The sequence below is a fragment of the Microvirga arsenatis genome, from assembly GCF_009910705.1.
In the GTDB taxonomy this organism is placed as follows: Bacteria; Pseudomonadota; Alphaproteobacteria; order Rhizobiales; family Beijerinckiaceae; genus Microvirga; species Microvirga arsenatis.
This window is the reverse complement of sequence record NZ_JAAAXJ010000003.1, coordinates 527,751-552,247: the sequence shown is the minus strand read 5'-3', so window position 1 is coordinate 552,247 and position 24,497 is coordinate 527,751. Positions and strand designations below refer to the sequence as shown.

27 protein-coding genes are annotated in these 24,497 nt (G+C 62.6%); 13 read left to right on the top strand and 14 right to left on the bottom strand.

Annotation, left to right across the window (positions count from 1 at the left end; all coding sequences use genetic code 11):
- The first annotated feature begins 106 nt into the window (after positions 1 to 106).
- Complete coding sequence (locus GR303_RS08755; RefSeq protein WP_161722336.1) at positions 107 to 1,150, top strand: YihY/virulence factor BrkB family protein; 1,044 nt, start codon at positions 107 to 109, stop codon at positions 1,148 to 1,150.
- Positions 1,151 to 1,298: 148 nt separating this feature from the next.
- Here GR303_RS08755 and GR303_RS08750 read toward each other — a convergent pair whose 3' ends face one another.
- Complete coding sequence (locus tag GR303_RS08750; protein ID WP_425515145.1) at positions 1,299 to 2,126, bottom strand: alpha/beta hydrolase; 828 nt, start codon at positions 2,124 to 2,126, stop codon at positions 1,299 to 1,301.
- On the opposite strand from GR303_RS08750, the gene GR303_RS25435 reads away from it, so the two are divergent.
- Both GR303_RS25435 and GR303_RS25430 read left to right on the top strand, forming a co-directional pair.
- A complete protein-coding gene (locus tag GR303_RS25435) occupies positions 2,067 to 2,261 on the top strand; it encodes a hypothetical protein (protein WP_425515146.1) in 195 nt (64 codons plus the stop codon). The genes GR303_RS08750 and GR303_RS25435 overlap by 60 nt on opposite strands.
- 189 nt (positions 2,262 to 2,450) lie before the next feature.
- Positions 2,451 to 2,897 carry a GFA family protein gene (locus GR303_RS25430; RefSeq protein WP_161722338.1) on the top strand — a complete coding sequence of 149 codons (447 nt, stop codon included), beginning with the start codon at positions 2,451 to 2,453 and terminating at the stop codon, positions 2,895 to 2,897.
- 676 nt (positions 2,898 to 3,573) lie between these two features.
- On the opposite strand, the gene GR303_RS08740 is transcribed toward GR303_RS25430, so the two are convergent.
- The 3 genes from GR303_RS08740 to GR303_RS08730 form a co-directional block, all read right to left on the bottom strand.
- Positions 3,574 to 3,882: a TFIIB-type zinc ribbon-containing protein gene (locus tag GR303_RS08740; RefSeq protein WP_161722339.1), complete on the bottom strand. Its 309-nt coding sequence runs from the start codon at positions 3,880 to 3,882 to the stop codon at positions 3,574 to 3,576.
- A gap of 202 nt (positions 3,883 to 4,084) precedes the next feature.
- Positions 4,085 to 4,561 (bottom strand): MgtC/SapB family protein, encoded by a 477-nt coding sequence (locus GR303_RS08735; RefSeq protein ID WP_161722340.1) that lies wholly within the window; start codon positions 4,559 to 4,561, stop codon positions 4,085 to 4,087.
- A 123-nt stretch (positions 4,562 to 4,684) separates the two neighbouring features.
- Complete coding sequence (locus tag GR303_RS08730; protein ID WP_161722341.1) at positions 4,685 to 4,906, bottom strand: DUF2934 domain-containing protein; 222 nt, start codon at positions 4,904 to 4,906, stop codon at positions 4,685 to 4,687.
- A 319-nt stretch (positions 4,907 to 5,225) separates the two neighbouring features.
- On the opposite strand from GR303_RS08730, the gene GR303_RS08725 reads away from it, so the two are divergent.
- A complete protein-coding gene (locus GR303_RS08725; protein WP_161722601.1) occupies positions 5,226 to 5,960 on the top strand; it encodes a PRC-barrel domain-containing protein in 735 nt (244 codons plus the stop codon).
- A gap of 56 nt (positions 5,961 to 6,016) precedes the next feature.
- Here the strand turns inward: GR303_RS08725 and GR303_RS08720 are convergent, their stop codons facing one another.
- The 9 genes from GR303_RS08720 to GR303_RS08680 all read right to left on the bottom strand — a co-directional run bounded on the left by GR303_RS08720 (position 6,017) and on the right by GR303_RS08680 (position 15,038).
- On the bottom strand, positions 6,017 to 6,424 hold the full coding sequence (locus GR303_RS08720) for a response regulator (RefSeq protein WP_343038411.1): 408 nt from the start codon (positions 6,422 to 6,424) through the stop codon (positions 6,017 to 6,019).
- A gap of 100 nt (positions 6,425 to 6,524) precedes the next feature.
- Positions 6,525 to 7,673: a PAS domain-containing sensor histidine kinase gene (locus tag GR303_RS08715; RefSeq protein WP_161722342.1), complete on the bottom strand. Its 1,149-nt coding sequence runs from the start codon at positions 7,671 to 7,673 to the stop codon at positions 6,525 to 6,527.
- A 67-nt stretch (positions 7,674 to 7,740) separates the two neighbouring features.
- A complete protein-coding gene (locus GR303_RS08710) occupies positions 7,741 to 8,118 on the bottom strand; it encodes a DUF6481 family protein (RefSeq protein WP_161722343.1) in 378 nt (125 codons plus the stop codon).
- Positions 8,115 to 8,306 carry a hypothetical protein gene (locus GR303_RS08705; RefSeq protein ID WP_161722344.1) on the bottom strand — a complete coding sequence of 64 codons (192 nt, stop codon included), beginning with the start codon at positions 8,304 to 8,306 and terminating at the stop codon, positions 8,115 to 8,117. Before GR303_RS08705 ends, GR303_RS08710 begins: the two co-directional genes overlap by 4 nt.
- A gap of 119 nt (positions 8,307 to 8,425) precedes the next feature.
- Positions 8,426 to 8,635: a cold-shock protein gene (locus GR303_RS08700; RefSeq protein WP_161722345.1), complete on the bottom strand. Its 210-nt coding sequence runs from the start codon at positions 8,633 to 8,635 to the stop codon at positions 8,426 to 8,428.
- 550 nt (positions 8,636 to 9,185) lie between these two features.
- On the bottom strand, positions 9,186 to 9,449 hold the full coding sequence (locus GR303_RS08695; protein ID WP_161722346.1) for a helix-turn-helix domain-containing protein: 264 nt from the start codon (positions 9,447 to 9,449) through the stop codon (positions 9,186 to 9,188).
- 315 nt (positions 9,450 to 9,764) lie between these two features.
- Positions 9,765 to 13,172 (bottom strand): PIN domain-containing protein, encoded by a 3,408-nt coding sequence (locus GR303_RS08690; protein WP_161722347.1) that lies wholly within the window; start codon positions 13,170 to 13,172, stop codon positions 9,765 to 9,767.
- A gap of 233 nt (positions 13,173 to 13,405) precedes the next feature.
- Complete coding sequence (locus GR303_RS08685) at positions 13,406 to 13,876, bottom strand: hypothetical protein (protein WP_161722348.1); 471 nt, start codon at positions 13,874 to 13,876, stop codon at positions 13,406 to 13,408.
- A 271-nt stretch (positions 13,877 to 14,147) separates the two neighbouring features.
- Positions 14,148 to 15,038 carry a LysR family transcriptional regulator gene (locus GR303_RS08680; RefSeq protein WP_161722349.1) on the bottom strand — a complete coding sequence of 297 codons (891 nt, stop codon included), beginning with the start codon at positions 15,036 to 15,038 and terminating at the stop codon, positions 14,148 to 14,150.
- A 130-nt stretch (positions 15,039 to 15,168) separates the two neighbouring features.
- On the opposite strand from GR303_RS08680, the gene GR303_RS08675 reads away from it, so the two are divergent.
- The 9 genes from GR303_RS08675 (at position 15,169) to GR303_RS08635 (ending at position 23,466) form a co-directional block, all read left to right on the top strand.
- A complete protein-coding gene (locus GR303_RS08675) occupies positions 15,169 to 16,158 on the top strand; it encodes an aldo/keto reductase (RefSeq protein ID WP_161722350.1) in 990 nt (329 codons plus the stop codon).
- A gap of 23 nt (positions 16,159 to 16,181) precedes the next feature.
- Positions 16,182 to 17,171: an aldo/keto reductase gene (locus GR303_RS08670; protein ID WP_161722351.1), complete on the top strand. Its 990-nt coding sequence runs from the start codon at positions 16,182 to 16,184 to the stop codon at positions 17,169 to 17,171.
- Between the two features lie 19 nt (positions 17,172 to 17,190).
- Positions 17,191 to 18,069, top strand: a complete 879-nt coding sequence (locus tag GR303_RS08665; protein WP_161722352.1) for an FAD:protein FMN transferase — start codon at positions 17,191 to 17,193, stop codon at positions 18,067 to 18,069.
- 34 nt (positions 18,070 to 18,103) lie between these two features.
- The gene (locus tag GR303_RS08660; RefSeq protein WP_201751953.1) at positions 18,104 to 18,520 is read left to right on the top strand and encodes an FMN-binding protein; all 417 of its coding nucleotides are present in this window, start codon (positions 18,104 to 18,106) and stop codon (positions 18,518 to 18,520) included.
- A 168-nt stretch (positions 18,521 to 18,688) separates the two neighbouring features.
- A complete protein-coding gene (locus GR303_RS08655; protein ID WP_161722353.1) occupies positions 18,689 to 19,780 on the top strand; it encodes an alpha/beta hydrolase in 1,092 nt (363 codons plus the stop codon).
- Positions 19,781 to 19,970: 190 nt separating this feature from the next.
- On the top strand, positions 19,971 to 21,071 hold the full coding sequence (locus tag GR303_RS08650; protein WP_246205458.1) for an aldo/keto reductase: 1,101 nt from the start codon (positions 19,971 to 19,973) through the stop codon (positions 21,069 to 21,071).
- Positions 21,072 to 21,214: 143 nt separating this feature from the next.
- Positions 21,215 to 21,643 carry a cytochrome P460 family protein gene (locus GR303_RS08645; protein ID WP_161722604.1) on the top strand — a complete coding sequence of 143 codons (429 nt, stop codon included), beginning with the start codon at positions 21,215 to 21,217 and terminating at the stop codon, positions 21,641 to 21,643.
- A gap of 25 nt (positions 21,644 to 21,668) precedes the next feature.
- Positions 21,669 to 22,433 (top strand): DUF4405 domain-containing protein, encoded by a 765-nt coding sequence (locus tag GR303_RS08640; RefSeq protein WP_201751974.1) that lies wholly within the window; start codon positions 21,669 to 21,671, stop codon positions 22,431 to 22,433.
- Positions 22,434 to 22,440: 7 nt separating this feature from the next.
- The gene (locus GR303_RS08635) at positions 22,441 to 23,466 is read left to right on the top strand and encodes an alpha/beta hydrolase (protein WP_246205426.1); all 1,026 of its coding nucleotides are present in this window, start codon (positions 22,441 to 22,443) and stop codon (positions 23,464 to 23,466) included.
- Between the two features lie 125 nt (positions 23,467 to 23,591).
- On the opposite strand, the gene GR303_RS08630 is transcribed toward GR303_RS08635, so the two are convergent.
- Positions 23,592 to 24,389, bottom strand: a complete 798-nt coding sequence (locus tag GR303_RS08630; RefSeq protein ID WP_161722356.1) for an AraC family transcriptional regulator — start codon at positions 24,387 to 24,389, stop codon at positions 23,592 to 23,594.
- Positions 24,390 to 24,497: the final 108 nt, after the last annotated feature.

Below are 24,497 nucleotides of genomic sequence, written 5' to 3'. Positions count from 1 at the left end.
TCCATGAGAGGCCTTTCGGGACTTACGGCAGTTCCAGTGCCGCGTCGGGTTGGAGCGGCGAGGAGCTTCCGAACGTGATACTCTGCCGAAATTGGATCGAGAAGCCATGGCTCCGATGAATGAACAGGCAGAGGATTGGCGCACCAGCGTCGGCGAGAAGGCAGCCCACGGCGAGCCACCGGACGATCTCGTCCGAGCCCGTGAGCCTGGCCGGGGGCGCGAAGCGAACACGCCCAGGGATATCCCGGCGCGGGGCTGGAAAGACATCCTCTGGCGCATGCTGTGGTCGATCCCGGAGAACCGGATCATGTCGACTTCGGGCGGGGTCGCGTTTTTCGCCCTGCTGGCGGTTTTCCCAGCAGTCGCCACGATCGTGTCGCTCTACGGGCTCTTTGCCGATACGAGCACGATCAGGGATCATCTGTCGCTTTTGGCAGGGATTTTGCCCGGCGGCGTACTCGAGCTCATCGGCGAGCAGATCAGCCTCATCATTGCCCAAGACAGCGACACGCTCAGTCTTGCTTTCGTGGTGGGCTTTCTGGTGGCGCTCTGGAGCGCGAACTCGGGCGTTGCGGCACTCTTCGATGCACTCAATGTGGTCTACGGTGAGAAGGAGAAGCGCAGTTTGCTGCGCTTCTACACCACGACGTTCCTTATCACGCTCGGCATGGCTGGCATCGTGATCCTGGCCATCAGTGCGGTCGTGGCAACTCCCGTCGTGCTTACCTTCATGGGCTTCGTCACCCCGGCCGGACGGCTCCTGAGCATTCTGCGCTGGCCGACCCTTCTCGTCGTGGTCTTTGCATGGCTTGCCGTCATCTACCGCTACGGCCCGAGCCGCCAAGATGCCAAGTGGGGTTGGGTGACCTGGGGCAGCGCCATGGCGGCCATGCTTTGGCTAGCGGCGTCGATGCTGTTCTCCTGGTACGTCGCCAACTTCGATAGCTACAACAAGACTTATGGCTCGCTCGGCGCCGGCGTTGGCTTCATGATTTGGATCTGGCTGTCGGTGGTGATTGTCTTGCTCGGCGCCGAGCTCAACGCCGAGATGGAGCACCAGACTGCCAAAGACAGCACGGAGGGCGCTCCCGTTCCGCTCGGGTCTCGGGGCGCCAATATGGCGGATCACATCGGTGCGTCGCACGCCTGATGCCGGCACACAGACAACGCGCGAGTTCATGGGAGACGGGCAGGCTGCTGACGTCGACCATGCAGCCCGACATCCCCGGATATGCCCAATCTCTGTTCCGAGTTGCCGAGCCAAAGTGACGGGAACGCCGGCACGAGCAAACGTGGGCTCATGGTATTGGCGTCACAGGGAGGGTTTGCCCTAGTTCCTGTACGTGCTCGACGAGGCTTTCCCTTGTCCGGGGATCCACAACGGCAACCGGCGCCGCAACAACGACCCCCGCGGCCCTTCCGACCGAAGACGCCAGGCCGGTAGTGGCGCCGATGATCACATCGCCTACGCCAACCCGGGAGTCGGTCAGGACCTGTCCGCCTGCAAGCTGCCGACCGATGATCTGGACGACCTCGGGGCTTTCTGCAAATTTGCCGTGGTTCAGGATGTCGCCGGAGTTCAGCTTGGTGAGGTTGAGAACCGTGATGTTCGATTGCCTCAGATCGGTTCGGTACGGCTCCTGATCCGGATCGATGGCCCCCAGCCTGACCGAACCGCCCCACACACGGCTCGATATCGCTAAAGCTCGGTCGTCCTGAGACACCAGGAGCGTGACGTTCGGGCGGTTGGGGTCCATGTTGCTCACGGCCTCCCGGGCAAGATCCACATCGACATCGGGCGCGGCGAGCACGACATTGCGGATCTTGGGAGCGACCCTGCCGTTCCGGATCGCCATCTGGCGCAGGGCCTCGAGGGTCACGACATTGCCCATCGAGTGCGCCAGAATCGAAATCTCGCCCACGGTGGGATCCTTGGCCAAGGCCTTCAGCACGTCCTCAAGCGCGTTGCGCGAATAGGTGCTGCTTTCACGATCATATCCATAGGCCAGGACACTGCCGCGGGACGGCCAGGTAAAGAGCACCGGAACCACCGGCACCTGGGATTCATGGATGATCTGAGCGAAGCGGAAGACCGCGTCATCAAACCGGTTGTTGAAGCCATGGATGAAGACGAGGACGCGGCGCTTCGGGACCTTGGCGACGGCACGATTGATGAAGTGATGCATAGGATCCGGGACAAAATGCTAGGCTTTTCCACCTTAGGAGCACTCGTTCAGCGAATCCGTCGTTACAGGAACTGAGACAACCTAGCGATTTGCTGACATTTTGAGACAAAAAGGCGAGTATGCACCGAGTTTCGGGCAAGGCTGCATCCCAAATCTCTGGCGCGACCGGCTGGGCTCGAGACCCGTGCCGGAACGCCGCCGCGCTTGAACGCGACCGCCAGCTATCGTATTCGTGTCGCAATCAGGAGCGCAGGGAGCGGGCACATGAAGGCGACTATAGAGGGAGGATGTGGCTGCGGTGCCGTGCGCTATGTCCTTGCTCTCGACCGGCTGCCACCGACCTATGCCTGCCATTGCCGTGATTGCCAGACCTGGTCCGGAAGTGCCTTCAACCAAGTGGCCCTCCTGCCCGAGGCTCTTCTCACCGTGTCCGGCCCCGTCGCGCTCTGTGAGGTGACTGGGCCGAGCGGCCGGGTGTCGCGTCAGCGGGTATGCGGGGTGTGCCACACCCGCCTCTACAGCACCAACAGCGCGCGACCAGGGCTTGTGGGCTTGCGCGCAGGCACTCTGGATAGGAGCGATGCCCTTGACGTGGTAGCGCACATCTGGGTCAAGCGAAAGCAGCCGTGGATCACAATCCCGGACGGCGTGCCGGCTTGGCCCGAAAGCGCTCCACCGGAGCAGTTTGCGCACGCTCTGGCACGCAGGTAACGAACCGTGCTGCATCAGCGATAAACCTGCGCTGTGCCGGCTTAACTCTCTCGGTTGACTATACTCCTTCTTGTCAGATGACCGGGTCGAAAGCACCGGGGCGGCATTGTCTCAATTACTTCGCAATGTCTCATCTGCTTTGCCATCGCCCAATTGAACCAGGCCATCGCCTGCTTCTGGTTGATGACGTCGGCCTTGAGCGTCACGAAATCGGTTGCGGGACTGCCTGGAACGCGGCTCGGCCACTGCACCTCCCCTACCCTGCGGGCGCTTTCCGGTGGGATCGAAACCGTGATGTTGGCGAAGGACAGGCATGATCCACGGGCGCCGGAGAACATCTCGGAGGGCTCGGTAGGACTGCGCGTGGTCGCAACCAGCATGTCGACCTGGCTCGCCCCCGGAGCAGCGGCAGGAACCGGGACAAGAGCGCCCCTGAGGGTCGAACAACCGCCGAGAGCGAGTGCGACAGCAAGACCTACGCAGAACTTGAGGGAGGCTGAGGTCATGAACGGGTCCAACGCCAGTAATGGCGATCATTTCGATATCACATGCAGCAGCTTTCGGAACTTTCCCCTTGCGGAGACCATTGGGCGCACCGCGGACTGATCCACTCGCCTGACCCAAACATATAAAAGGCCCCAGAACGGGGCCTTTCCCATTTATCGTCCGAAGCGTCTCAATCGAATAGTTCTTCGAGGAAGGACTTCTTTCGCTTCGGGTGGCCGTGCCGATGGCCGTTCCCGTATGGCTGAGCGTACCCTCGATCGTGGCCCTGATCATACTGCGGCCTTGGAAAGGAGGGCTGTTGTACTGGAGGGGCGGCTGGTGCGTCTTGGGCACTTCGCTCGAGGATCTTGTCGAGTTCCCCGCGGTCGAGCCAAACGCCCCGGCATTGGGGGCAATAGTCAATCTCGACGCCCTGTCGTTCACTCATCACGAGCGAGACACGACAGACGGGACACGGCATGCCGGCAGCACTGGTCATAGGCGGGCCTCCTGAGGCTGGTAACAGCATAACGAACAATGAACTCAGAGTGCCAATCAGTCCTACAGTGATCAGCACCAGGCATTCTCGCTGCGGTCCGACATCACAGCCACGCGATGGTGCCTGTCAGAGGGGCCCGGCCCGCAAAGAACACATGGGCGCGCGGAGAGCAGCCTTCAAGCCTGGCGACATAGGGACTGCTTCATGAGGAGCCTGATGGAGGCCCGATATCGTCGCGGGGCGTCTTCTGCTGTTTCACCGGAGACAGGATGCGGAATGTGAAGATGGTGAACAGGGTGACCACGATGGCAACATCGTAGCTGCCAAGGCCCACGGCAGCTCCAACTGCGCCGGTCGCCCATAAGCCTGCGGCTGTGGCGGTCCCTTGCACGGCGCCGGATTGCTTGATGATCGCACCTCCACCAATGAAGCCGATGCCGGTAATCAGCCCCTCGATGATCCGCGCCTGCGCCTCTGGCGAATTCCCCGTGATGCCCTCCGTTGCCTGAACGAATCCGCAGCTTGCAACAGCGACAAGAGGAAAGGTTCGTAGGCCGGCACTTCGTTCATTGCGCTCACGATCCCATCCGATCGGCAAGGCAAGCACATAGGCAAAGGCTAACGCGGCGGCGTGAGGCAATACCCGAAGCGACTCCAGCAGCTGTTCAATCTGTTCCATTCAACCTCCTCCCACGACATCAAATCGACTCCGGGGAAAGACTGAGGACTCAAAGCCATAGTTCCATGAGTGGCGACCTATGGAGACAGGATTATCAACCCCAGCCTGCCATTTCTCCAGAAATCACGCCTTTCCTGGACCATCCGATCCGGAGCCGCTCCTGGCGGAGGAAGCGTTCGCGCTGATGCCTCTGCTGGTGTCGCTGCTGCTCTCTTCGCCCTTCAGTTCACGTTCGGCCTGGTGCCAAAACTCCGTCTCATGGCCTGCAGACCGACCGTGTTGCTCCCAAAGCTCGTAGGCGCGCTGTCTGATCCGGTCCTGTGTCTCGTCGGCATGCTGTTCCATATCATTGTCCTTCCTGCATTTTCTTCCCGAAGAATACGATCTGCACGATGGCTTATTGATGACGTTCATGATGTTTTACCAATAAAATTAAAGTATTTTTAGATATATAATTTACTGAAAGCATGTATGATGCATAGACAGATCTTTTTAGATAATATGCACTTATTGGAGATTTGCTTGCATTATCGCAGCATCACTCCTGAAGTGACCATATAAATCCTGCCGGCATCGCGATGCGGCTTACTGCTCCAGACGGTATGGCTGGCGGCAGAAGGTGGCCATGTCTGGCAACCTGCCTTTCCTACAGATCGGACCAATGATGAAATCAGCACAAATTCTCCTCGCGACTACTCTCCTCAGCCTGCTCGGTGTCACACAAGCGATCGCCGACTGCCAGATCGCGGATGCCAAACTCGAGGAAGCCATCCTGCAAAAGCCCGAACTTCGCGGGAAGGCCAATCGCCAGACCGTGCGCGATCTGCGCAACTTGCGCGACGCGGCGATCACGCTCAGGTCTTACGGGCGTCATGATGACTGCGAGCGCCTCCTGGGCAATATCCGCGAACTTCTCGCCGGCCCTCCGATAAACTCCTTGGGTGGCAACGACGAGGAGGATGCGGAGACGCAGATGAGCGCGCGAGAACCAAAGGTCCAGCGGGGCGCTGTCCAGGGCCGTCGTACTGACAAGGATGCCAAGCCGCTCGTCAACATCGACGAGCTTGCTCCAGGCTTGAGGGCTGACCAGATCCTCGGCGCCGAGGTGCGAAGTGCCGACGACAAGATTGTGGGAGAAGTCAGAAACGTCGTGTTCGGCACCAAGGATCGTCGCGACTATGCCATTGTCGCGTCAGGAGGGTTCTTCACGCCCGGCAAGGACAGCATCGTCGTGCCGATCCGTTCCCTCAAGGTCTCACAGGAGCGCGACAGCTTCTTCCTTCCCATGCCCGAGGCGAAGGTAAAGACCATCCCGCTCATGCCCGATCAGGATTACAAGTGGCTGTCGGACGAAGCATGGCGCACCCGGAACGATGCGCTCTTTGCCGGTCGCCCGTAACCGAGTACAGGCTTGCGCCGACGCTTAAGCGGCACGAGCGCTCGCCCGTGGCGCTCTCAGCCCTCCCGAAGCAGCGCTCGGATCAGCTCAAGCAGTCTTTCAGGACGAACGGGCTTTTCGACAAAATAGGCGCCTTCCGGCAAGTCCCCGGGAGCGGGGGCAACGCGCCCGGATGCGATCACGACACCAATATCCTGTCGATCATCCCGCACTCTGCGGGCCAGCTCGAAGCCGTTGATGCTCCCGCGGGGCATTTCCACGTCCGTAACGACCACCTGGACGTCCGGAGCAGCCGCGAGAATATGGAGCGCCTCGTCCGCGTGGGCCGCCTCCATAACCTTGAAGCCAGCATCGTCCAGCACGTCCACCAGCATCATGCGGACGAGCGCCTCGTCCTCGACGACGAGAACGAGCGCGCGGATGTCGGGTTTCCTCTCAGGCATGTCGATTCGAATGGCGATCAATCCTCTTCGTTCCTAAGGGCAAGATCATATTCGCCCGGCGCGGACCACATCTTTAATCCGCGTCACCACCTATCACACCATCTGTACTGTGTTCCGGCGCCTACTGGGACGCCTCCGGGAACGAGAGCGTCACCACGAGCCCAGCCTCGTTCCGAATATCGATCTCACCTCGGATCTGCTGAATGAGCGACCGGACCAGGCCATAGCCGAGCGATCCTTCCCGAAGGCTCGACAGCCCGATCCCATCATCCCGGACGACCACCTCAACCCAACCCGGCTGGCTACGGCTTGCCTGAATGAGGATCATGCCTGAGCGTGGGGCGGGGAAAGCATATTTCACCGCGTTGGTGACGAGTTCCGTCAGCACAATGCCAAGTGGAACCGCCGTGTCAGCATCTACCAGGATCCCGTCTTCCATCTTTGCCTCAAGGCGGATGCGGTCGTCGTTCTCCGTAATCGGCCTCAAGGCCTCGCACAGGTCTGCCACGTACACAGACACGTCGACGCGCTGAGCCTTCTCCGACTTGCTCAGGAGATCGTGCACCCGGGCCATGGCATTGAGACGGTCCTGAGCCTCCTCGAACAGAGCCCTGACGGCCGGATCCGGCTGCCGCCGCCCCTGGATCGCCAGCAGAGAGGCGGCAATGGCAAGGCTGTTCTTGGCCCGGTGGTTGACCTCGACCAGCAGCATTTCCCTCTCAGTGACCAAAGCCGATAGCTTGGCGTTGACGGCTTCCAGCTCCCGGGTTCTGGCGGCCACGCGGGCTTCCAGTTCCGAAGTAAGATTCCGAAGGTCCTCTTCGGCGTCATAACGCCGGGTGATGTCCAAGTAGGAAAGAAAATGATTGGTAACGGTGCCCTGGCCGTCATCAATGGGACTGGCAAACAGCATCGCCCGAAACGGGGTGCCGTCCTTGCGGTACTGAAGGATCTCCAGGGTTTCGTCCCGCCCCTCCAGGATCGCGACCTCATAGCGCCGGATGGCCTCAGGGTCTGTGCCTTCGCCATTCATGAAGTGCGAATCTTGCCCGAGCAGCTCGTCCATGGTGTAGCCGGACAGATCGACGAAGGACTGGTTGGCAAAAACGATGGGATTGCCGGGCAGGGTGGCGTCGGTCACGAGCATTGGCATGCGGGTCCGGCGAACGGCCTCGACGAACAGGCCACCCTGCTGCCGTACGGCTTCGATGTGCCGTTCAGAGATGGTTCGCTCGGGGGTATCCGTCTTGTTCTCCTGGAACTCGTTCATGGCCAATCCGATGTGATGGAGGTGTGGTGAAAGGCTGTCAGGCGTTTGGCGGATGCCGCGGATTAGCTCACTTGCGCGCCTTTCGGGCGGCATAGCGGGCGTCCCGGGCTGCCTTTTGCTCTGCTTCCAGAGCAACCTGACGCTCGGCCTTCTCCGCGCGTTCAGCGGCCTCAGCTACTTCCTGAGAAAGCCGCTGCTCATGGGCGGCCGCTTGCTGCGCCTCCCGCTCTGCTGCCTCGCGGGCCTGCTCGGCGATCTTGGCGGCCTCGCGTTCCGCCAGCCGCGCCTCACGGGCGGTGCTGATCGCCTGTCGAGTTGCTCTGCGTTCGGCCACAGCCGGATCGTCGGCACCCGGCTTGGCCCGGACGCGCTCCAGCATGGCCTTGCGGGCGTTCTCGGCCGTGCTCAGCCGGTCACCGAAGTCCTTGTCTCGGAAACCACTCATGCTCTGATCTCGCTCTCGCGGACGGCGCGCTCCGTAACACCCGATTTGATCCGGTAGGAGACTTCGCCGGTCTCGTCGGCCGGCATGAGGCGAACGACCTCGTAGACGCCGCTGCCAGCGGCGCGACTGTCAGAAATCGGCGCACGCACGAGGCGCACCATCTGTCGGATCTTGTATCGATGAAGCATGTCGGTTCTCCAGCGTGACACTGCGCAGTGGCAGCACCACAGATGCAAACAAAAAGCCGCTCCCATGGGAGCGGCCTCGATGGCGCAGTACAGATAAGCCTGCACCGGAGAGACGCGCTTTATGCGTTCTCGATGTTGTTGACGGCGATCTTGCCGGAGCGGCGGTCTTCCGCCGTATCAAAGGCAACCTTCTGGCCTTCGACGAGGCCGCGCATGCCGGCGCGCTCCAGAGCGGTGGCATGGACGAACACGTCCTTGCTACCGTTGCTCGGTTGGATGAAGCCGAAGCCTTTTTGATCGTTGTAGAATTTTACGGTGCCCGTGTTCATGGCAGTATCCTTGGGTATGTGTGAGTGCACGTGAGCTCAAGGGCATGCGGAAGCACAACCTTGTACTCGGGTTCGTCGATGTTTGGGGAGAGTGTCTGAACGTGCGCCCGGCAGTACCAAGGCGAAACGGCCCGATTGTTCGGCCAAAGTCGATAAAGTGAATATGGGGCTTCCATACCGGATTGCAAGGTCGGACGGGAAAGATACCCGGCCCAGCCCCACAGGGTCTGGGCCGGGTTCCTCTGAGCACCGCCATCGGCATTGGCATGTCGTCTGATGAGCACCGGAATGCGATGCCGATGGAGCTGTTTGATCGGTCAGTCTAGCATCTGGCCTTCGAGACCTTGCTGGGCGCAATCCTTGCTGCCCAGCAAGTTTATTGGGCACAGCTGGGTGATGGTCCGGTCCAGTTCGTGGGAGGACAGATCACATCCAAGGTCAGCGCCGGGTCGATCTGAGCGTTTACGCGTGGCCGTGCGAAGGTCGGCTTAGCGGCCGGCAGTTGCCCTTAACTTCATGTCCGTTGGAGCCGCCTGCGCTCGGGCACTCCTTAGACGATGCCCCACGCGCGAAAACGCCGACGCCCCGTAAGCTCCCTTGGCAGAGCCCCGCCAAGCTGTGCCAGCATGAGGTCGACCGCCTTCGGCGTGACACCTATCAACTTGGAGGCGATTGCCACCGACACGAGCGGACGCGACAGGAACACCTCGATGAGCTGCGGCAGACGTGAGTTGCTGCGGCAGTCCTTCGCCCGCCGAATCATGCTCGCGCGCGCGAGGGTCAGCCGCTGCAGATCCTTCTGGCCCTGACCCACCGCCTCGTCAATGATCCGGGCGAAGGCCTCGACCTTCTCGACGCCCCCTTCCCTGCCCTGGGGTCAGCTTGGCCTAGCTTGCTGTAGCCTTCTTGCAGGAGCGGATGCCCTAGACCTCACTCCAATCCAAACTGAGATACCGAAGGAGAGCAGCATCGTGATGCTCAGCATGAGGCAAGGGAGATCCCCGAAATTGCGATAAAGGTTTGTGGTGACTGCCTGTTGTGGAATCTGGATAGATGCTCCGCTGAAGGTGCCAAGCGGACACACCTTGACACCGTGGCTCGCCGCAGCTGTCCCAAACCTGGCAGGCAACTATCGCGAATTCTGTTCCCAGGGTCCGATATTATTGCCTCGCCAAGTGGTCGAGAGCAGTCTAAGCCGAGGGCTCCTTCGCAGGCGCCGACGCTGAATAAACTCGCCTACTCTGGGGCGCTCCTCACTGTTGAGAAGGCTGTGAACACTCTCTTCAAGGACGTTCAATGGCAAGAGATGTCCTATGACCCAGTCCAAAACGAACGAAGTGGCCCGTCTATTTCCCGAGAGCCCATAAAGCAGCATCGCGACTAACCGGCCCCATTCGGTGCGGTAGTTGCGCAACAGGTTGTCTAGCAGAATTGAAACGGCTTGGCGCTCCTTGGGTCCAGGGTGGTCCGCGCCAATCCAGAGGCCGTCGATGAAGCTGCCGGCGACCGCGATGTGGGATCTCAGGTCCGCGTCACGGCTGCCAATATAATGTGAGATGGCCCGGAACTCCCACAGTTCGTTGTCCGCTTGGCCTAGCACCTCCCGGAGCAGGTCAGCGTCGAATGTGACGAAGCCGTGGCGCCGCCCCGCCAGTCCGATCACAGCCTTGGCGTAAGACGCCAGGCCGAGATGGCCCCCCTCGTTCATGCGGTAGAGGACGGCCTGTAGCCAGACGCCCTCGACTGTGGTGGCATACCAGGCGAAGACGCGGTAGTTGAGGTCGTCGGACAGGAGAGCACAGCCCTTCTCCTTGGCCAGGAAGGCGGCGTCGAGAAACCGGGATCCGAAAATGTCTAGGGTCTGCCGGACTTCCGGGCCTAGGTCGTCAGGAAGCAGCACCGTCTCGATCTGACAGCCCGCCTCGATCTTCTCCTTGACCGCCTCCACGGCCGCGATCTGTCCGGCGACGCGTTCCGGGGTAATATCGTCCCGGTAGAACTGCCCATCCCGCCAGCCCATCGTCATCTGGCTGCTGCCGTAGTTCTCCTGCAGGTTCGCTTTCATGCGGTCGGCCATTCGCAAGGTCGATGCCGGCGTGTAGACCGTGCCGAACCACTCCTTGAGGACGGGGAAAAGGTCCAACTCGGCGGCAATCCAGGCCGTGTACGGATCGAGCACAACGCCCTTGCCTCGGCTCGCTCCAACGATCCTGAACGCCTCGGCGCGCTCGGCCGCGGTGCCGATGCACGTGCGGATTTCCTCGCCGAGGCTGCGGAGATACCAGGCGAATCCGACCGGGTCACCGCCGAGGCGGCGGGCCAACGCGGCGAGCGGCATGCCTTCGCGGTGTAGCAGCGCCATCCTGCGCTGCGCCTCGGACGTCTCCTTGACCACCTGCAGTGCAGCGTCCACGTTGCCGTCCTGCATGACGAAGCGCGTGAGCCCCGGTTTTCCCGGATAGCGTTGCTCGTACTCCTCGCTGATCACGAGGTGGATATGCAAGTATTTGCTCCTGACCTCGGCGACCCTCCATTCTTCAGGCTCGCCCACTGCCTTGGGGATGGTGAACGTGTCTCCGGCGCGCTTGCCCGTCACCATGACCGCCAGGCTGTGGTCCGGGGGATAGACCGTGGTCCCGAAAAGGTCTGGCCCCTCGTCAATGACGAACGCGCGACTTTCGCCGTTCGGGCCGGTGATCGAGACCCATGTGTCCGGGCCGGCCACCGAGGACTGGAGAAGCTCACTCTGGCTGGCCGACGAGAATACTAGGTAGACCAGAGACAAGGCTGCGACATGGTCGTCAGGGTGCCGCCGCTCGAGATTATAGGCCGCGACGAGCGCGCGGTCTGGCTCGCCCGCCTTAGCGACCTCATGGATAACGGCCGCCTGCTGCTGGACGTGTCCGGTGAGCCGGTCGAGCTTAAGGCCTTTGAAGACATTGCGCGCCTTGCCGGGCTTCCTGAGCCGACGATATGTCTCGGCGAGCCGATAGGCGACGTACGGGTCGTTTGGATCCTCCTTGTGGAGGCGGCGGAACATCCGTTGCGCGTCGAGAAGCCTGTTAGCGTTCAATAGGACCGTGGCGTGTGCCACCGCGACGCTACGCTTTGCCTGGAGGTCCGGCCGCACGTTTTCGAAGAAGTTCAGGTTCCGCTTCCGTGGCGGATACTCCTGGGCGTGCGCCATGGCGAGCCAGATGTATTCCTTCTCAAAGCCGTGGGCCGGCAAATACCCGTCGAGCAGGTCGATGACGTCGCTCGGCGAGCCGGATTGCTCCGCATAGTTCGCGACCATCAGGCGGGCGGCGATGTGGCTTTCGGGCGTGATGGCGGCGAGGGCGGCTCGATACGCCTCATCGGCGATGTCGGTCTCGCCCAGCATCATGGCTGTCTGCGCCACGAGCACCGATTGGCGCGGATGGCCTATGGCGGCCCGCTGGATAGCTTTCAACGCGTCGATGCCCGGATGCGTCTCCGGCTTTCGGAACGGCACCAGTGCGAGAGCGGTCTCGACCATCCCGCGCTCGTGCTCGGGGATGTTAGCCCGGCCGAAGGCCTCGACAGCGCCGTCGTCGTCTCCCAGTTGCATCAACAGGAGGCCGCGGTTGAACGCCAAATCGGGATCGTCCGGGAGAACATCGAGCAGCCGCCGGGCCAGATCGTATTTCCGGTTGTCCAGGGCAACGTAAACCGCGTTGGCTAAGACCTCCTTCTCGCCGATCTTCCGGTCGGCGATCTCAGTCGCCAGACCGAGCGCTTTCTCCTTGTCGTGCAGGAGATGGTACGCCACCATTGCTCCCGCGAGTGCCGGGACAGCGTCGTCATACTGCCGGGTCAGGAATGCGCTCGGCTTTGAGCGCCAGTAGGCGTCAAGCACCGTGGCAGCCGTCTTAAGCTCGTTCCGTATTGAGTCATTAATAATCCGGGTGCGTTGGATCTCCTCGTCCGCAACCGCTTGGTCGAGCGTCGCATAGGCGCTATAGACCTTCAGGGTCTCGCTGTCCGGATAAAGCTCAAGGCCGCGGCGCACCTTGGCATGCCAGATCTTGGATGCGCCACGACTACGCAAGAAGATGATCTCGCCGGCGATCACGGATTCCCGCTCGCGTAGGCCCAACGGGATGCCCTCGAGGCCGTCCTCGATCTCGGGGACCATGGCGGCGGCCTGCGGGATGTACGAAGCGGCAAGCTCATTCGCTGGATCAGCCCGCAAGACGGACCGGCCGAATTCTACGGCGGCCAGCGGGTCGCCACCCATCCACAAGCCCAGGATCTTGTTAGCGGCGGCACGCGGATCCTGTGGGGCGTGGTCATAAGCCTCAAGCCACCAGCGCGACGCCGCCTCGAGGTTGTCGCTGGCGAAATGCTGGAAAGCGATGTTGGCCTTGATCCGGAATAGGATCATTCCGCTCGGATTGGAAGGAAGGCGTGCCAGCAGCCCCTCGAAATCCTTGAGGGCCTCGCGAGGATCCTTGTGGCGCGCTTCGTCCCTGAGCCGGTCGATTTCCTGATTCAGGAACGCTTCGAACGGGTTCAATGACGGAGGTCCGTCTCCAGATACAATGCGCGCGTCCGCTCCATGCGTGGCGAAGAGGCCTCGTTGCAGCATCTGATTAACGACGGCCGTCGCGACATCGTCGGGATTGACGCCGGTCCCAATCTGGATCGTGCTGGCACCGCCGTTCGTGGAGACCGAGACGCTTGCGTTGATGGTCTGGACAAGATGGAAGGAGGTCGGCGCGCCGTCGACGTCCTCCGACGGCGCGCCGGTCAGTTTCCCGGCTTGTCCCGGTTCCCCATTGTCAGGTCGCTGAGCGTGAAGTCTCCGCCGACCTTTGCCTTGACGCCAATGTCCTGGGCGTTCTTGATGTTCGTCAGGAGGACATTTCCGGCGACGTCCAGATCCAGGTCGATCTGGGCCCGCTGGACGGCAGCCTGGGCGTTCGGATCTGCCTTCAGCGCCGAAAGGAGTGCTTGGACGCTCTCCTGTAATTCGAACGTGTCCTCGTTTGGAATGGTGGTAATCGCGGCCGCGAGTTCAGCGCGTCCTTCCTCGCGAGTTGCCTCATTACCAATCTTGTCGGCGGCTCGCCCCACCGATCGACCGAAGATACCAGCGAGGGTGGTCTTAAACTTGTTATAGATGTCTTTTGTCGCTTCTTCGACCGTAGCCGACGCAGCTACGATCGCACCTGCCTCAACTGCTTTGAGCAGCAGGGGAATATCGATGGCTTCAATCATGCAGAGGAACTCAGAAAAGGTTACCCAAGTCCATATAATGGCTGGCGAAACGAAATAGAAGGACGTTGGGACGGCTCACGGCCAAGAAGTCCTGGTAAGTCTCGCGGGTCACGCAGTGAGAATCAGCTAGATCGATCTTTGAGCCGTCGCGCCGGGTGCTCTTGATCAAGGGGCGCCTATTAGACGAGATTACGCAAAGGATAAGTTCTACAATAACACCACAAACACGCCATTACAAACTTCTTATTGGACTGATGATCGCGTCTCCTGTTTAACCGCGATAACGCAGCGCATCGACCAGCAGGGAGAAGGCCGGCGTGGGTTGGCGACGGCTCGGATAGTACAGGTGATAGCCTGAGAACGGCGGGCACCAGTCCTCCAGAACCCCGACCAGCCGTCCATCGGCAACACAGGCCTGAACCCGATCCTCGAGCAGGTACGCCAAGCCATACCCGGCCACTGCCGCCTCAAGGGCCATGAGCGAGGTGTTGAACACGAGCCGCCCTTCGACCTTCACGTTCACTTCCCGGCCGCCCTTCTCGAACTCCCATGTCAGGAGACCACCGGATTGCATACGCAGACCGATGCAGTCGTGCGCGGTCAGGTCCTCCGGTGTCTTGGGCTGCGATCGACTTGCAAGGTAGGACGGTGCGCCGACGACCGCCATGCGCGTGTCTGGCCCGATCCGGACGGCCACCATGTCCTTTGCCACCTGTTCGCCGAGCCGTACGCCGGCATCGTATCGCCCCGCCACGATGTCGGTCAGGCCGTTGTTGATGTCGATTTCTACCTTGATGTCCGGATAGTCCGGCAGCAGCCGCTCCAACGCAGGCCAGAGAACAGTATGAGCCGCGTGCTCGCCCGCCGTGATGCGGATGGTCCCCGCAGGCCTCTCCCGGAACTCGCTCAGGGCCGCCAACCCGGCCTCGATCTCGTCAAGGAGCGGCCCCATCGTCATGAGCAGGCGCTCCCCCGCCGGGGTTGGCGCGACGCTGCGGGTGGTGCGGGTCAGGAGCCGAAGTCCGAGCTGTGCCTCGAGCCCGCGCACCGTGTGGCTCAGCGCCGACTGTGAGACGCCGAGCTTCGTCGCCGCCTTCGTGAAGCTCTGCTCCCGCGCCACGGCCACGAAGGCTTGGAGGTCGTTGATGGTATCCCGCGGCATTCATGAAAGTCCTTCATAGGTTCATGCGTTTTTTAGCAGGTAGTTGGGGGTAGTCCCAATCACTAGATCGTTGGCTGTCACCTCATCTGCCGCCCTTGCGCTCCTGAGGCTCACCCAACGGAGAATGGACATGCAAAAGCGAACACTCGGCAGGACCGGGCTGGAAGTCTCCGCGCTCGGCCTCGGCTGCATGGGCCTGAGCCACGGCTACGGCCCCGCCACGGACACCCAAGATGCGGTCAGGCTCATCCGCACCGCCTTCGAGCGCGGTGTGACCTTCTTCGACACCGCGCAGGTCTACGGCCCGTTCACCAACGAAGAGGTGGTCGGCGAGGCGCTGGAGCCGATCCGCGGCCAAGTGGTGATCGCCACCAAGTTCGGCTTCGAGCTGCCCAGCCCCGACGGGCAGCAGAACCTGAACAGCCACCCGGACACCATCCGGCAGTCCGTCGACGGGTCGCTGAAGCGCCTGCGGACCGACGTGATCGACCTCCTCTACCAGCACCGGGTCGATCCGAATGTCCCGATCGAGGATGTCGCCGGGACCGTGAAGGACCTGATCGCCGAGGGCAAGGTCAGGCACTTCGGCCTGTCGGAGGCCGGCCCCGGAACAGTCCGCCGGGCGCATGCCGTCCAACCCGTCACCGCCCTGCAAAGCGAGTATTCCCTGTGGTGGCGCGAGCCGGAGAACGAAATCATCCCGACGCTGGAGGAGCTGGGCATCGGCCTGGTGCCGTTCAGCCCGTTGGGCAAGGGCTTCCTCACGGGGACCATCAACGCCGACACCCAGTTCGACGGCAAGGACTTCCGTACCGTCGTGCCCCGCTTCTCGCAAGAAGCCCGCAAGGCAAACCAGGGGCTTATCGATCTCCTCGGGCGGATCGCATCCGAGAAGCAGGTCACCCCGGCCCAGATCGCCCTGGCCTGGCTGCTGGCGCGCAAGCCCTGGATCGTGCCGATCCCCGGAACGACGAAGCTCCATCGACTCGACGAGAACATCGGCGCGGCCGATGTCGAACTGACCCCCGACGAGTTGCAGAGGATCGATGAAGCCCTCTCCACGCTCACGGTGCACGGAGACCGCTATCCGGCTCACCTGCAAGCGCGCGTCGGCCGCTGAACCAGACACATAGGATACAGGATATGCAAAAGCGTAAGATCGGGAACCTTGAGGTCTCCGCGCTCGGTCTCGGCTGCATGGGCATGAGCGCCAATTATGGTCCGCCCGCAGACAGGCAGGCGATGATCGGCCTCATCCGGACAGCGGTGGAGCGTGGCGTTACCTTCTTCGACACCGCCGAGGTGTATGGCCCGTTCACCAATGAGGAGCTGGTTGGCGAGGCGCTCGCGCCTGTCAGGAGCCAGGTGGTTGTTGCGACCAAGTTCAGCTTCGAGCTCGACCCGGCCACCAAGGAGCGCCGCGGTGGCGTCAACAGCCGGCCCGAGCACATCAAGGCCGTCGCGGATGCCTCCCTCAAGCGCCTGAACACCGACGTGATCGACCTCCTCTACCAGCACCGGGTCGATCCAAACGTACCGATCGAGGACGTCGCCGGCGCGGTCCAGGACCTGATCCAGGCCGGCAAGGTTCGGGCCTTCGGGCTCTCGGAGGCCGGGGCGCAGACAATCCGCCGTGCCCACGCCGTCCAGCCGGTGGCGGCGGTCCAGAGCGAGTATTCCCTCTGGTACCGGGGGCCGGAGACGGAGATCCTGCCGACCCTTGAGGAGCTCGGCATTGGGTTCGTGCCCTTCAGCCCGTTGGGCGCGGGCTTCCTCACCGGCAGGATCGACACCTCCACGACGTTCGACAGCTCGGACTTCCGCAACAGCGTTCCTCGCTTCTCGCCCGAAGCCCGGGAGGCGAACCTCGCACTCGTCGACCTCCTCAAGGACGTGGCCGCGAGGAAGGGCGCTACGCCCGCCCAGATCGCACTCGCATGGCTGCTCGCGCAGAAGCCCTGGATCGTGCCGATCCCCGGCACCACCAAGCTGCATCGTCTGGAGGAGAATCTCGGATCGACCGAGGTCGAGCTCACGGCCGACGATCTCAGCGAGATCGATGCCGCTGCGTCACGGATCGAACTCAAGGGCGAACGGCTGCCTGAGGGTGCACTGAAGATGACCGGGCTCTGATCGCACGCGAGCCAGGATGATGCTCCGGTTCTCATTCGATGCCATCGGAAGCACCTGGGAGATCGATACGCCGTCGCCGCTGGAGATCCACACGCGACGGCGGATCCTCAAACGGATTGAGCGGTTCGACGTGACTTACTCGCGGTTCCGGCCGGACTCGCTGGTCTCGCGGATTGCGTCTGCGCCTGACGGTGGGAGCTTCACCTTCGCAGAGGACGCGGTCGCTCTCTTCGATCTCTATGATCGGCTGCATGCCTGCACAGACGGTGCGGTCGATCCGCTGATCGGGCGTGACCTCGAACTGCTCGGCTACGACCGGACCTACTCCCTGACGCCGGACATGGCCGGGCTGCACAGCCATTCCCGCGCGAGGTCACGCTGGTCCAGGGATGTCCGACGCGCAGGCAGAACACTGATCACCCGGAGTCCGCTCGTCATCGACGTCGGTGCGGCCGGCAAGGGATACCTCATCGACATCGTCGCCGACATCCTGCGCGAGGAAGGATTCACGAGCTTCCTCGTCGACGGCAGCGGAGACCTGCGCCATGCAGGCGACGATGCCCTACGGATCGGACTGGAGCATCCCCTCGACGCCGGGCTCGCCATCGGCGTGGCGCACCTGAAGGATCGCGCCCTGTGCGCCTCGGCCGTGAACCGACGTGCGTGGGGAGACGGCCTGCATCACGTGATCGACGGGCGCACCGGAGCGCCAACCCGCGACGTGATCGCGACTTGGGTCGTCGCGGACGACACGGCGACAGCCGACGGGCTGGCGACGGCGCTCTTCTTCGTTCCGGCAGAGCGCCTCGCGCCTGCATTCCGGTTCTCCTGGGCACGGATGTTCGCCGACGGGCGTGCCGAAATCTCCACCGACTTCGACGGCGAACTCTTCACCTGAACGGAAGGACAGCGACGTGACGATCGGAAACAGAATGAAGCGGATGACCATGATCCCGGCGGCCCTGCTGCTGGCCGGAGCCTTGAGCTCCGAGCCGAGAGCGGAGGCAGCGCCAACAACCACCCGGGTAGGCATACCCGCGCCTCAGTCCCAGCGGAACCGCTATGCGGACGGCACCTACACCGCGACCGGACAGTATGGCGGCGGACCCTCCTTCATCACGGTCAAGGCGACCCTGGCCAACGGCGTCATCACCGCCGTGGAGGTGATCCCGCACGCGACCGTTCCCCGGTCGCTCGAGTTGCAGCGGCGTTTCGCGGCAGCCGTGCCGAGGGTCGTCGTCGGCAGGCCGATCGATCAGGTGAACGTCGGCAAGCTCGCGGGATCCAGCAACACGCCCAAGGGATTCAATGCCGCGATCCGGCAGATCAGGGACCAGGCCGCCCGATGATCGGCATGGATACCTACCGGGCGTCTCATGAAAGATCTTCATAGGCTCATGCGGCATTCCATGTCTAATCGATCGCAGTCACCGTGGTTACATTTGAACCAGGCCACCTACGCTCCCGCAGTCATTCGCAGGGGAAGCAGCCCACAGCCATCGGTTGAGAGGACATCCATGAGATCGAAGAACCGGACATTGTCCGCTGCCCTCCTGCTGTTCTCCACCGGCATCGTCGCATCGGCTGGAGTCAATGCCCAGCAAGCGAACAGGCCCGAGCCGCTGGCGATCCAGGAGCAGGGTAGCTTCGCCGCCGGTGGAACGGTCACGACGAACCCGGGCACCTTCAATCCCCTGAAGCCGCTGGATCCTGCCGGGCAAACCTATCACGGCGATCATGCCTACGCGTTCTACCAGGTTCCTGTGAATGCCCGGAGACTTCCGCTCGTCATGTGGCACGGCGCCGGACAGTCCGCGAAGACGTGGGAGACGACGCCGGACGGCCGTGAGGGCTTCCAGAACATCTTTCTGCGCCGCCGCTTTGCCACCTATCTCGTTGACCAACCGCGCCGTGGCGATGCGGGACGGAGCATGGTCGAGGCCACCGTCAAGCCGACCCCCGACGAGCAGTTGTGGTTCAACCAGTTCCGCGTCGGCCTCTGGCCGAACTACTTCGACGGCGTGCAGTTCGCCCGCGATCCCGAGACCCTCAACCAGTACTTCCGCGCGATGACGCCGAACACCGGACCGTTCGACATGAACGTCGTCTCCGACGGGGTCTCCGCCCTGTTCGGCCGGATCGGTCCGGGCATCCTTGTCACGCACTCGCAGAGCGGCGGCCCCGGTTGGCTGACCGCGATCAAGAACCCGAACGTCAAGGCCATTGTGTCCTTCGAGCCCGGCAGCAGCTTCGTGTTCCCGGAGGGCGAGGTGCCACCTCCGATGCAGGATGCCTTCGACACCCTCCAGGGCGTATCCGTTCCCATGTCCGAGTTCATGGCCCTGACGCGGATCCCGATCGTCATCTACTACGGGGACAACATTCCCGATCAACCGATGACCATGCCGGCGCAGGACAGTTGGCGTGCGCGCTTGGCCATGGCCAGGCTCTGGCGGGATACGGTCAACAGGCATGGGGGCGACGTGACCGTCGTGCACCTGCCGGAGATCGGTATCAGGGGCAATACCCACTTCCCGTTCTCTGACCTTAACAACATTCAGATCGCCGATCAGGTGTCGAAGTTCCTGACCGAGAAGAAGCTGGACTGACCCACCTCTGCGGGCCCGCTGGGCCCTTCGAGAGCAGCCGTAAAGTGGGGCCGCCATACATCCAATGGAGCCAAACATGAAAAAGTCAGAAACCTTCAAGGCCGATGAAGCAACGGCTCGTCCAAGCCGCACGGCTGATCCCAACCGTCGCAGCTTCCTGTTCGCGGCAGCGGGTGTGGCCGCAGCGCCAATGGTCGCTGGCACGTCTTTCCCGGCGAGCGCCCAGCAGGGCGCGCAAGGTGCCGGCAATCGCGGCCAGGGTTCCGTCGCTGCAACCGTGACGGGCCGCCGCAAGCTCGGCTCGTTGGAGGTCTCCAGCATCGGCCTCGGCGTCCAGAACATGCATCGGACCTACCAGACGACGATCCCCAGCCGGCCCGAGATGATCAACATCATCCGGACGGCCTTCGACCGGGGCGTTACCTTCTTCGACACGGCGGAGGCTTACGGCCCCCACGAGTGCGAGCGGATCCTCGGCGAAGCCATCGCATCGTTCCGCGACAAGGTTGTCATCACATCCAAGTTCGGCTGGGACGTCGATCTGGAGACCGGAGAGCGGCGCCCGGGTCTCGTCAGCCGTCCGGAGCGCATCAAGGCGGCCGTCGAGGGCATGCTGAAGCGCCTGCGGACCGATCGCATCGATCTTCTCTACCAGCACCGCGTCGATCCGCAGGTGCCAATCGAGGATGTCGCCGGCGCGGTCAAGGAGCTGATGGCGCAAGGCAAGGTCCTGCACTGGGGCCTGTCCGAGATGGGGCTGAACACGCTGCGCCGGGCTCATGCGGCGCTGCCCGTCACCGCCGTTCAGAACGAATACTCGATGCTGTGGCGCGGACCGGAGGAAGCGGTCATCCCGCTCTGCGAGGAGCTCGGCATCGGCTTCGTGCCGTGGAGCCCGCTCGGCGTGGGCTTCCTGACCGGTGCCATCGATGCCAGGACGCGGTTTGCGCAAGGCGACATCCGCGGGATTGAATCCCGCTTCTCACCGGAGAACCTGCCCCACAATCTGGCGCTCGTTGCGCTGCTGAAGAGCTGGGCCGAACGCAAGCAGGCCACTCCGGCGCAGATCGCCCTGGCCTGGCTGATGGCGCAGAAGCCCTGGATCGTTCCGATCCCGGGCACGACCCAGATGGCGCACATGCTCGAGAACATCGGCGCGTCCGCGGTGCAGTTCACGGCGTCCGAGTTGACCGAATTGAACCGCGCCGTCTCCGCGATCCAGGTCCGGGGCGCGCGTCTCCCCGACGCAGTGCTGGTCTTCTCGGGCGTGGAAGCGCCTCCAAGGACCTGAACCACTCCTGACGATGAAGAGATCATGAAGGGGCGTACCGAGGATGCTCCTTCCAACCTTTCTTGACGCCAACCGATGCGAGGTCCTTTGTGAAGTCCCCGAGAGTACGTCTTCCGTTGATTGCCCTAACCTCTGCCGCCGTCATGCTGGCCGCCTGGCAGGCCACTGCCGAGAGCAATCGCGTGACGTTTCCGAGCCTTGAGAAGCTGGTCCACTACACGACGGTCCGGCGCGGCAACGTGACGGAACACATCATGACCACGCCGGAAGCCATCGAGGCGGTCAAGAAAGGGCAGCCGATCCCGACAGGGACGCACTTCGTGCTGGTCGACTACCGCGAGGGCGAGGTCTTCCGGTACTTCGTCATGCAGAAGGGTGACGGATGGGGCGGGGATTACGACGAACGCCGCCGCACCGGCGACTGGCAGTTCCAGTGGTTCAAGCCCGACAGGACCATCAACATGAGCGAGAACACCGCCCGTTGCCAGTCCTGCCACCAGAGCCAGGCTGCAAGCGAGTACCTTTACACGGGCTACCGCATTCCCCGGTTCAACGGCACGCCGATCGAATGAACCCGGGAGGCAAACCGTGAGCTCCATGTTCCTGACGCGGCTGGCGTTCGACCTGATCGCCGCCGGCCTGCTGCTGCTCGGCCTCGCCTACTGGTGGCTGGGCAACACGGCGCACGAGCTGACCGGCACGGGGATGTTCCTGCTCGTTATCATGCACAACGTCTTCAATCGGCGGTGGTACGGCAGGATTTCCAAGGAGAAACGTCATGGGCGCGGGCTATTCAACATCGGGGTCACCCTGCTGCTGCTGGTCGCGATGCTGGCGCTGCTCGTGACAAGCGTCCTGATCTCCAACACGCTGTCGGGCTTCATGTCTGCCTATGGCGGCTTCACCGTGCGGCAGATCCATACCCTCGCCGCCTACTGGGTCCTCGTCATCGTCTCCGTTCATCTAGGCCTGCGCTGGCCAATGATCGTGGGATTGATGCGCAACTTGTTCGGCATCTCGAAGGCGAGCACCGTACGAACCACCGCACTTCGGGCAGCAGCCTTCGCCATCGCGATCCATGGCGTCTGGAGTTCCTTCGAGCTGGGACTCGGCACCAAGCTTGCCATGCAGGTCACCCTCGACTGGTGGAACTTCGAGGAGTCGGTCCTGGGCTTCTTCGTCCACTGCATCGCGGTCGCAGGGCTCTACATGGCCCTGACCTACTACGGGATGAAATGGCTCCAGCACCGGAGGAGCATGACCTCATCGATCGGGCCCGGGACGGAGATCACGCGAGGGCTGAAGACCGCCACGCACCCCGACCGCTCGACGGCGGTCAACGATCAACAGGCTATCGGGTAAATCGCACATGGGCATCCTCGCATTGCCGTCCGCCACCATAGCGCTCTCCCTGTTCCTGGTGTCGGCCTGCGCGGCGGCGAAAGCAACCGAGGCCGCCTTGGCGCATGACAAGCCCGGTGGGAGCAGAGAGCAGGCGACGGGCGGAGCCAGGGCGGCCTCCTTGTCCGCCACCAGCCGCATCCGGGACATCCTGAACAATCCGGCGTTCGCCGGATTCGGTCGGCGGATATTGCCTTGGGACGACCGTCCCTATGACGAGAACATGCCGCTGGCCGAGATCGGCTCGCTCCTACCGTACCACACGCAGGTCCGTCCCGAGACCGTGGTGGGATCGTTGAACCGCATGATCGACGATGTCGGCAAGGGCAGGACCGTCTTCTACGACATCTACACCGAGGCGCAGAAGCGGGCCGATCCGACGAAGGAACATACCGGGCTGTTCTTCTTCAGCGGCAGGCCGGGAGCACCTTTCGCGGTGATTTCGCCCGGGGGCGGGTTTTCTTATGTCGGCTCCGTCCACGAAGGCTTCCCATATGCCGCCGAGATCAGCCGCAAGGGCTACAATGCCTTCGTCTTGAAGTACCGGGCCGGACAAGGCGGCGCGATTGCCACCCAGGATCTGGCTGCGGCCATCACGTACATCTTCGAGAATGCCGAAGCCCTCGGGGTTGGTACTCAAGGCTATTCCCTGTGGGGCAGTTCCGCGGGAGCGAGAATGGCAGCATCGATCGGCTCGCACGGCGTCGCCCGTTTCGGCGGCAAGGACCTGCCGAAGCCATCGGCCGTTGTTATGGCCTACACGGCCCATTCAGACCACTCAGCCGACGAGCCTCCGACCTTCGTGGCCGTCGGCGAGCAGGATGGGATCGCCCCTCACTCTGCGATGGAACGGCGGATTGCGGCGCTGCGCAAGTCCGGCACGGAGGTGGAATACCGGAAGTACCCGAACCTCGGACACGGCTTCGGACCTGGCACCGGTACGAGTGCCGAAGGGTGGCTCGTCGATGCCATCCGGTTCTGGGAACGACAATAGTCGATCGACGTCTCACCGATAGTTCTAGGGTGGCAGAGGCCATCCAGAGTCAGCACTGGGTCGACCTGGGAAATCTGCTGCCCCTTTCGGAAGGTCTAGTATTCCTGTCTGAAGCGGGCATTGGATCAGGCAGGTGCCGTAGGGGCGCGATTGTTTCGGAGCCCAAGGTAGGCCAAGGGCGGACTGCCGAACGCGCGCTTGAACATGATCGTGAATGCCGCCGGGTTCTCGTACCCCAGATCCATCGCCACCGTGGTCACGGCTTCGCCGGCAGCCAGGCGCGGCATGGCGCACAGCAGGCAGGCTTGCTGCCGCCAGGCCATGAAGCTCAGGCCGGTCTCGCGTCGGAAGAGCCGCGTGAAGGCGCGCCTGCTCATGCCGAGGGCCGTGCTCCAGTCGTCGATGGTCTCGTGGACGGCCGGCTGCTGAATGAATTGCCGACAGCGCTCCGCCAGAGGGCCGTCGGTTGGATAGTGCAGCGACAGCGGCAGGATCGGCAGTTGCTGCATCTCGTGCCGGATCAATTCCATCAGCGCTCCGGCACGACCGTCCAGCTCGTACTCCAGGGGCAGGTTCAGGGCCTCAGTCATGAGGCTGCGCATGAACGGCGAGATGCCAACCACCTGGCAGCGCTCCGGCATGCCGGAAACCGCATCCGGCTCCGGATACAGGCTCTGCATGCTGACCGTCCCGACCATCCGCACGTGATGCACGGTCCCGGGCGGGATCCACATCCCCCGCTGTGGCGGCATGACGTAGGTGCCCTCCGGCGTCGTCAGCACGATCACGCCTGACGCGCTGGAGATTAGTTGGCCGCGCCGATGATGGTGCGGCTTGATGGTGAACCGATCCGGATAGACGCGGCCGAGGGCAAGGATCGGCCGGGGCACGTGGTCAACCGTGTCAATGTGGAGGTTCCGCATGTGGCCCACTCTCATACTACTTAGGCCCAACAGTGGTGGCAGGCCGTATCTGCGCTCTGTATCGTGGTGTCACGTCGGCCGCAAGTGCTTTGCCCAAACCATCCCGTG

Coding starts and splice junctions, on each gene's coding strand:
- GR303_RS08755 (WP_161722336.1), top strand. CDS start 107: ATGGCTCCGATGAATGAACAGGCAGAGGATTGGCGCACCAGCGTCGGC.
- GR303_RS25435 (WP_425515146.1), top strand. CDS start 2,067: ATGGATGATCTGAGCGAAGCGGAAGACCGCGTCATCAAACCGGTTGTT.
- GR303_RS25430 (WP_161722338.1), top strand. CDS start 2,451: ATGAAGGCGACTATAGAGGGAGGATGTGGCTGCGGTGCCGTGCGCTAT.
- GR303_RS08740 (WP_161722339.1), bottom strand. CDS start 3,882: ATGACCAGTGCTGCCGGCATGCCGTGTCCCGTCTGTCGTGTCTCGCTC.
- GR303_RS08735 (WP_161722340.1), bottom strand. CDS start 4,561: ATGGAACAGATTGAACAGCTGCTGGAGTCGCTTCGGGTATTGCCTCAC.
- GR303_RS08730 (WP_161722341.1), bottom strand. CDS start 4,906: ATGGAACAGCATGCCGACGAGACACAGGACCGGATCAGACAGCGCGCC.
- GR303_RS08725 (WP_161722601.1), top strand. CDS start 5,226: ATGAAATCAGCACAAATTCTCCTCGCGACTACTCTCCTCAGCCTGCTC.
- GR303_RS08715 (WP_161722342.1), bottom strand. CDS start 7,673: ATGAACGAGTTCCAGGAGAACAAGACGGATACCCCCGAGCGAACCATC.
- GR303_RS08710 (WP_161722343.1), bottom strand. CDS start 8,118: ATGAGTGGTTTCCGAGACAAGGACTTCGGTGACCGGCTGAGCACGGCC.
- GR303_RS08705 (WP_161722344.1), bottom strand. CDS start 8,306: ATGCTTCATCGATACAAGATCCGACAGATGGTGCGCCTCGTGCGTGCG.
- GR303_RS08700 (WP_161722345.1), bottom strand. CDS start 8,635: ATGAACACGGGCACCGTAAAATTCTACAACGATCAAAAAGGCTTCGGC.
- GR303_RS08685 (WP_161722348.1), bottom strand. CDS start 13,876: ATGATTGAAGCCATCGATATTCCCCTGCTGCTCAAAGCAGTTGAGGCA.
- GR303_RS08680 (WP_161722349.1), bottom strand. CDS start 15,038: ATGCCGCGGGATACCATCAACGACCTCCAAGCCTTCGTGGCCGTGGCG.
- GR303_RS08675 (WP_161722350.1), top strand. CDS start 15,169: ATGCAAAAGCGAACACTCGGCAGGACCGGGCTGGAAGTCTCCGCGCTC.
- GR303_RS08670 (WP_161722351.1), top strand. CDS start 16,182: ATGCAAAAGCGTAAGATCGGGAACCTTGAGGTCTCCGCGCTCGGTCTC.
- GR303_RS08665 (WP_161722352.1), top strand. CDS start 17,191: ATGCTCCGGTTCTCATTCGATGCCATCGGAAGCACCTGGGAGATCGAT.
- GR303_RS08660 (WP_201751953.1), top strand. CDS start 18,104: ATGAAGCGGATGACCATGATCCCGGCGGCCCTGCTGCTGGCCGGAGCC.
- GR303_RS08655 (WP_161722353.1), top strand. CDS start 18,689: ATGAGATCGAAGAACCGGACATTGTCCGCTGCCCTCCTGCTGTTCTCC.
- GR303_RS08650 (WP_246205458.1), top strand. CDS start 19,971: ATGGTCGCTGGCACGTCTTTCCCGGCGAGCGCCCAGCAGGGCGCGCAA.
- GR303_RS08645 (WP_161722604.1), top strand. CDS start 21,215: ATGCTGGCCGCCTGGCAGGCCACTGCCGAGAGCAATCGCGTGACGTTT.
- GR303_RS08640 (WP_201751974.1), top strand. CDS start 21,669: ATGTTCCTGACGCGGCTGGCGTTCGACCTGATCGCCGCCGGCCTGCTG.
- GR303_RS08635 (WP_246205426.1), top strand. CDS start 22,441: ATGGGCATCCTCGCATTGCCGTCCGCCACCATAGCGCTCTCCCTGTTC.
- GR303_RS08630 (WP_161722356.1), bottom strand. CDS start 24,389: ATGCGGAACCTCCACATTGACACGGTTGACCACGTGCCCCGGCCGATC.